Origin of the sequence: Prosthecobacter gellanilyticus (assembly GCF_007992435.1) — a bacterium.
GTDB lineage: Bacteria > Verrucomicrobiota > Verrucomicrobiia > Verrucomicrobiales > Verrucomicrobiaceae > Prosthecobacter > Prosthecobacter gellanilyticus.
In genome coordinates this window covers 265611-272241 of sequence record NZ_BKAG01000003.1, presented here as the reverse complement: position 1 = coordinate 272241, position 6631 = coordinate 265611, and the positions used below count along the sequence as shown (strand labels likewise).

Here is a 6631-nt window from a genome sequence, read left to right as displayed (position 1 = left end):
TTCAGTCCGCAGCAGGTCATTCGCTATTAAGGGCTCCCTTTTCCTCCCTCACCTCTTCAAGCCGAAGATCGTGATGCATCTCGAACACCTCACGGGCCTCTTCCTCTTACCTGTCCCCGTCCTTTCTGTCCCTTTTGTCCTTCCCAAACCAGCCCGCAACCTCTCAAAACCCTGCGCCCCCGCCAAAAGGCCAAATCCCACCCAACCACTCCGCCTCCGCCAAACGATCCACTTGACCAAAACAAATCATCCCCCAAGTTAAACACCTGTTTATAAACACATGTCTAACTCTGCCCCCAGTCGCGAACGTGATGCTGAAGCCCGCAAGGAGCGGCTGCTCCAGGCCGCGACGCAGGTCTTCGCCAAGGACGGCTTCGCCAAGGGCAGCCTCCGGCAGATCTGCCTGAAGGCCCGCGCCAACCTCGCGGCGGTGAAGTACTACTTCGGCGACAAGCAGAGCCTTTACCGCGAGGTCCTCCTGGAAAACCATCGCCGTGCCCTGGAGCATGAGCCGCGCGTGCAGTTCGATACCACCCGCCCGCCTGAGGAAGTCCTGCGCGAATGGATCCATTTCTGCCTGCGCTTCATCCTGCTGAAGCGCAGCCGCCATCCCATGCTCGGCCAGCTCATGGCCCATGAGATGCGCGAGCCCACCCCCTGCCTCGACCAGTTCCTGAAACTCGTCGTCCGCCCCTTCCATGAGGAGCTCCGCCGCATCATCGCCGCCGTTTTGCGCAAGCCGAAGCCCGACACGCAGTGCGAGATCCTCGCGCACCACATCATCGGCCTCTGCATCCATTTCGATCACGGTCGCGTCATCATCGACCGCCTTGGCTCACCGGTCCCGAAGACCGAGCCCGAGATCGAAAACCTCGCCGCCGGCATCGCCGACTTCGCCCTGCACGGACTCGCCGGTCTGCGGGCCAATGCCGCCAAAAAGTAATCCCCCCAAAGTTAGTTATGAGCCCCCCCGCCCCCCTGGCTGCCACCGCCGCCGCCGCTGCCCTCCTGCTCGGCCTTACCCTCACCGCCTGTCACAAGCCGCCACCGGCTGAGAACATCACCCCGCCTGCGCCTGCGAAGCCCATCGACGTCACCTCCGCGAAGGTCGAGTCACGCGACATGCCACGCTACCTCCGCGTCACCGGCCAGCTCCAGGCCGCCTGGGATGCCATGGTCGCTTCCGATGCCGCAGGCAAGGTCGAGTCCACCCCCGTCGAACGCGGTGCCGTAGTGAAAGCCGGCGATGTGTTGGTGAAGCTGGATGAGCGCGTCTCGCAGATCAATCTGCGTGAGGCCGAGTCCTCCGTGGCTCTCGCCAAGGCCCAGGCTGATCTCTCCGGCAGCGAGTATGAGCGCAACCAGCCTCTCGCCGCCGCCAAGGCCATCGCTCAAGCCGACCTCAACCGCCTGCGCACTGACACCGCCGCCAAGGATGCCCAGCTCGCCGCAGCCGAGGCACGTCGCGACATGGCGCAAAAATCCCTGAAGGATGCCGTCATCCTCTCACCCTTCGCCGGCACCGTCGCCGAGCGCCTCGTCTCCCCCGGTGAATACGTGCAGCCCGGCAAGGCCGTCGCTCGCGTGGTGGACACCCACACGCTTCGCCTCCTGCTCAATGTTCCCGAGGCCGCCGTCGGCCGCGTGAAGGCCGGCCAGACCGTCGAGTTCACCGTCTCGGCCTATCCAAAAGTAACGTTTCAAGGCAAGATCAACTTCATCGGCGCCGCCGTGCGCGAAGCCTCGCGCGATCTCCTCGTCGAGGCCGAGGTCGACAACCAAGACGGCCGCCTGAAGCCCGGCCTCTTCGCCGAAGCCCGCCTGACAACGGGTGAGGAAAAGACCCTCGCCGTGCCTGCCGCAGCCCTTCGCATCGATGGCACGAAGCGCCGTCTCTACGTCATCAAAAACAACCAGCTCGAAGAGCGTCTCGTCGACATCGGCGAGAACGAAAAAGACTGGGTCGAGATCCGCCAGGGCGGCGTCTCGGAAGGTGAGGCCGTGGTGCTCAAGCCCGGTCCTGACGCCGCGGATGGCGTGCCTGTCGTCGCGAAGCCTTAACCTCCACTCATCACCCCCCATGCAGTGGCTCGCCGCCGTCTCCGTCAAACGTCCCGTCTTCGCCAGCGTCATCGTGCTGGTGTTCGTCGTCGTGGGTGTGCTGGGTTACACCCGCCTGCCCGTGGACCGCTTCCCGAAAGTGGACTTCCCCACCGTGGCCATCACCACCCGTCTCGTCGGCGCCACGCCGCAGGAGATCGAAACCCAGATCACGGACAAGATCGAGGAAGCCGTGAACACGGTGAGCGGCATCGACCAGCTCCGCTCCGTCTCCACGGACAGCATCTCCCAGGTCTACGTCGCCTTCCTCCTCGAGAAGAATGTCGATGTCGCCGCGCAGGAAGTACGTGACCGCGTGAACCGCATCCTCTCCACGCTGCCGGATGATGCCGACACACCCATCGTCGAAAAACTCGACCCCGATGCCACGCCCATCCTCAGCATTGCCGTGGTCGCGGACGCACCCACGCGAGATATCACCGAGTATGCGGACAAGGTGCTGCGCCGTCGTTTGGAAAGCGTGCCCGGCGTGGGCCAGGTCACCTTGTTAGGCGGCCAGAAACGCCAGATCAATGTCTGGCTGGACCCCATCCGCCTGCAGTCTTTCAACCTCACCGCGCTGGACGTGCAGCGCGCGCTGAAGATGGAGAACGTACAGATCCCCTCCGGCATGGTGAAGAACGCCGCGCATGAGGCCGGACTGCGCATCGTCGGCAAGGCGGAAAGCCTTAATGACATCCAGCGCCTCGTCATCCGCGAGACCGAGGGCAATATCGTCCGCATGAGTGATGTCGCGCGTGTGGAGGACAGCGCGGAGGAGCTGCAAACCGTGGCCCGTCTCAATGGCGTGCCCACCGTCACGCTCTCGCTGCGCAAGCAGTCCGGTGAAAACACCATCGCCGTCGTCGATGCCGTCACGGAGCGCATCAACGAAGTAAAACCCTTCCTGCCCAAAGGCTATGAAGTAAAGATCGTTCGGGACAACTCCCTCGTCATCCGCACCAGTACCGATGCGGTGAAGGAGCACTTGGTGCTCGGCTCGCTCTTCGCGGCCATCGTCGTGCTCTTCTTCCTTGGCAACATCCGCGCCACCTTCATCTCAGCGCTCGCCATTCCCACCTCCATCATCGCCAGCTTCGGCGTCATGTGGGCCGGTGACATCACGCTGAACTCCATCAGCCTCATCGCCCTCGCGCTCGCCGTGGGCATCGTGATCGATGACGCCATCATCGTCGTGGAAAACATCTTCCGTCATATCGATGAGAAGAAGGCCACGCCCTTCCAGGCTGCCATTGATGGCACGAAGGAGATCGGCATGGCCGTCATGGCCACCACGCTCTCCCTGCTCGCCGTGTTCGTCCCCGTCGCCTTCCTCAGCGGCATCGTTGGCAAGTTCCTCAGCAGTTTTGGTTATACCATGGCCTTCGCCATCGTGGTGTCGCTCATCGTCAGCTTCACGCTCACCCCCAGCCTTGCGGCGCGCATGCTCAGCGTCACCAAGCCGAACTGGCTGGAACGCAGCATGGAGAAGCTGGTGAACATTTTCTACCATCCGCTGGAAGCTCTCTACATGGCCGTGCTGCGCTTCTCCATGCGCCACCGCTGGCTCATCGTGCTGCTCAGCTTCGGCGCGTTGTATGCCGTCGGGCCATTGATGGGGAAGGTCCAAAAGGCCCTGCTTCCCGCGAATGAAGAAGCGCAGTTTCAGGTGAACCTGCGCACGCCGGAAGGCACCAGCCTCGCCGCCACAGACATCACCGCGGAGCGCGTGGCCCGCGAGCTTCGCGGCGTCCCCGGCGTGTCCTACACGCTCATGAGCATTGGCGATAACGACCAGCGCTCCCAGAACCAGGCCAGCATCTACGTCCGCCTCATTGATCCCGCTCAGCGCGTGGAAACACAGCAGGCGATGATGGACTTCGTGCGCAAGGAAATCGTGCCCAAATACCCCGCCGAGCTGCGTATGAACGTGCAGGAGGTGCCCGCCTTCAATACCGGCCAGTCCAGCGCGCAGATCCAATATCTCGTCGGCGGTCCTGACCTCGACCGCATCGCCCAGGCCGTGACCGCTTCGATGCCTGAGATCCGCAAAATTCCCGGCATCCGTGATGTCGACAGCACTCTCGTCACCGGCAAGCCGGAGATCCGCGCCGTGGTGGATCGCAGCAAGGCCGGACAGCTCGGCGTGAATATCGCCGATCTCTCCGTCGCCCTGCGCCTGCTTGTCGGTGGCGATGACGTCTCCACCTATGACGAGGGCGGCGAGCAGTATGACATCCATCTGCGCTCCGAAGAAGCTTACCGCAACAGCTCCGAAGCCCTGCAGCTCCTCTCTGTGCCCTCTTTGAAAGGCCCGCCAGTCCCTCTCTCAAATCTCGTCACACTCTCGCCACGCGAAGGCCCTTCGCAGATCGATCGCGCGAACCGCCGTCGTCAGGTCACCATCACCGCCAACCCCGCGCCCGGCGTCGGTGAATCCGAGATCATGAGCGCCGTCGAGGCCGTCTTGAAGAAGCAAAACCTTCCTCCCGAATACGCCATGGGTCCCGAAGGCCGCTCGAAGGAATTGAAGAAGGCCGGTGTCGCCTTCATCACCGCCTTCGCCATGGCCTTCATCTTCATGTACCTCATCCTGGCCGCGCAGTTTGAGTCCTGGGTGCATCCCTTCACCATCCTCATCGCCCTGCCGCTCACGTTGCCCTTTGCGATTTTGTCACTCATTTTGTTCGGCCAGTCACTGAACATCTTCTCCACCCTCGGCGTGCTTGTGCTCTTCGGTGTGGTGAAGAAAAACGGCATCTTGCAGATCGACCACACCATCCAGCTCCGAGGCAAGGGCATGACCCGGATCGAGGCCATCCTGCAAGCGAACAAGGACCGTCTCCGCCCCATCCTCATGACCACCGCCGCCTTCGTGGCCGGCATGATCCCGCTCATGCTTTCCAAAGGCATCGGCGCCGCCTTCAACACCGCCACCGCCGGCGTCATCATCGGCGGCCAGACCCTTTCCCTGCTGCTCACCCTCCTCGCCACGCCCGTGTTCTACTCGCTCTTTGACGATGCCATCACCTGGCGCCAGCGCCGCGCGGAAAAGAAGGCCGCCCGGCGTGCCGCGCGCGAAACAGCCCTGACCACGGCCACTGCCTGATCTCCTGCGTATGTCCCGCTTCCTGCTCATCCCCCTCACGCTCACTCTCAGCGCCTGCCTCTCCGGCCCGAACTACGAGCGCCCGGACCTCACCCAGGTCGCGCCCGCCTCATGGCGCTGGCAGCCCGCCGTGCCCAAAGATGAACTGCCCAAAGGCGACTGGTGGCTGGCCTTCAAGGACTCCGAGCTCACCCGTCTGGAAGAGCGCGCCCTAACCAATAATCAAGGCTTGAAAGCCGCCATTGCAAGGGTGGATCAATCCCGCGCCGCCGCCCGTGGCACCGCCGCCGATTTCTTCCCGGATGTCCGCGCGGTCTCCACGACACGCCGCGAACGCACCTCCGGCAATCTGCCCACCCCGGTGCCCGTCAGCATCCCCTCCTCGCAGATCAATACCTTCCGCAATGTGCTCGACCTCAGCTACGAGATCGACTTCTGGGGCAAGGTCCGCCGCACCTATGAATCTGCCCGCGCTCAGTCCGAGGCCAGCATCGCTGACTACCACGGCGTCATGCTCACCCTAACCAGTGATGTGGCATCCAGCTACTTCTTGCTCCGCGCTTACGATTCAGAGATCGCCGCGCTCCGCGAGACCAACGACCTGCGCACCCGCTCTCTCGGCCTCATCGAGCAGCGCTTCAAAGCCGGCACCATCCCCGAGGTCGACCTCGCCCGCGCCCGCACCGAGCTCGCTTCCGGCAAAGCCGAGCTCGTGGATGTGAGACGCAACCGCCAGGAAACTGCCGACAACCTCGCCATCCTCTGCGGTGAGCCTGCCAGCACCTTCACCATCGCCGAGCGCCCCATCTCCGGCTCACCTCCACGCGTCCCCGCCGGCATCCCTGCCGATGTGCTCGAGCGCCGCCCCGACGTCGCCGCCGCCGAGCGCCTCGTCGTTTCCAAAAATGCCGAGATCGGAGTCGCGAAGAGCTATTACTTCCCCTCCGTTAAACTCACCGCCGATGGCGGCTTCCTCACCAAGGAAACCAGCAGCCTCTTCAAAGCCGACAGCAAGGTCTGGTCCATCGGCCCCGAGATCAGCCTCCCCATTACTGGTTATGCCTTGATCGGCGCCCGCGTCCGTCAAGCCAAGGCCGCACGTGAAGAAGCCATCGCCAACTACCGTCAGGCCGTGCTCGCCGCCGTGAAAGACGTCGAGACCAGCCTTACCCAGATCCGCAGTCGCCGCGAGCAAGCCGCCGCCCAGAGCGAGGCCCTCGCCGCCGCCAACCAGTCCACTGGATTGATCCGCTCCCTCTACGAAAGCGGCAGCCTCAGCTACCTCGAGCTCCTCGATGCCGAGCGCACCCTCCTCCAGCTCCAGCGCCAGACTGCCCAGATCAACGCCCAGCGCTTCATCGCCTCCGTCCGCCTCATCAAATCCATGGGCGGCGGCTGGTAATAACAAAAGAAGTAAAAAGA

At 63.3% G+C, this 6631-nt stretch carries 4 protein-coding genes; all 4 read left to right on the top strand.

Going from position 1 to position 6631, the window contains the following annotated elements:
* Positions 1–280: 280 nt before the first annotated feature.
* The 4 genes from BGE01nite_RS04065 to BGE01nite_RS04050 are packed head-to-tail and all read left to right on the top strand — an operon-like array spanning position 281 to position 6611.
* Complete coding sequence (locus tag BGE01nite_RS04065) at positions 281–943, top strand: CerR family C-terminal domain-containing protein (protein WP_146848990.1); 663 nt, start codon at positions 281–283, stop codon at positions 941–943.
* A 17-nt stretch (positions 944–960) separates the two neighbouring features.
* A complete protein-coding gene (locus BGE01nite_RS04060; RefSeq protein ID WP_146848989.1) occupies positions 961–2061 on the top strand; it encodes an efflux RND transporter periplasmic adaptor subunit in 1101 nt (366 codons plus the stop codon).
* Positions 2062–2080: 19 nt separating this feature from the next.
* Positions 2081–5209, top strand: a complete 3129-nt coding sequence (locus BGE01nite_RS04055) for an efflux RND transporter permease subunit (RefSeq protein WP_146848988.1) — start codon at positions 2081–2083, stop codon at positions 5207–5209.
* A gap of 10 nt (positions 5210–5219) precedes the next feature.
* Complete coding sequence (locus tag BGE01nite_RS04050; RefSeq protein WP_146848987.1) at positions 5220–6611, top strand: efflux transporter outer membrane subunit; 1392 nt, start codon at positions 5220–5222, stop codon at positions 6609–6611.
* Positions 6612–6631 lie beyond the last annotated feature (20 nt).

Bases quoted from the DNA above. Each gene is read 5' to 3' on its own strand.
- BGE01nite_RS04065 (WP_146848990.1), top strand. From the start codon at position 281: ATGTCTAACTCTGCCCCCAGTCGCGAACGTGATGCTGAAGCCCGCAAG.
- BGE01nite_RS04060 (WP_146848989.1), top strand. From the start codon at position 961: ATGAGCCCCCCCGCCCCCCTGGCTGCCACCGCCGCCGCCGCTGCCCTC.
- BGE01nite_RS04055 (WP_146848988.1), top strand. From the start codon at position 2,081: ATGCAGTGGCTCGCCGCCGTCTCCGTCAAACGTCCCGTCTTCGCCAGC.
- BGE01nite_RS04050 (WP_146848987.1), top strand. From the start codon at position 5,220: ATGTCCCGCTTCCTGCTCATCCCCCTCACGCTCACTCTCAGCGCCTGC.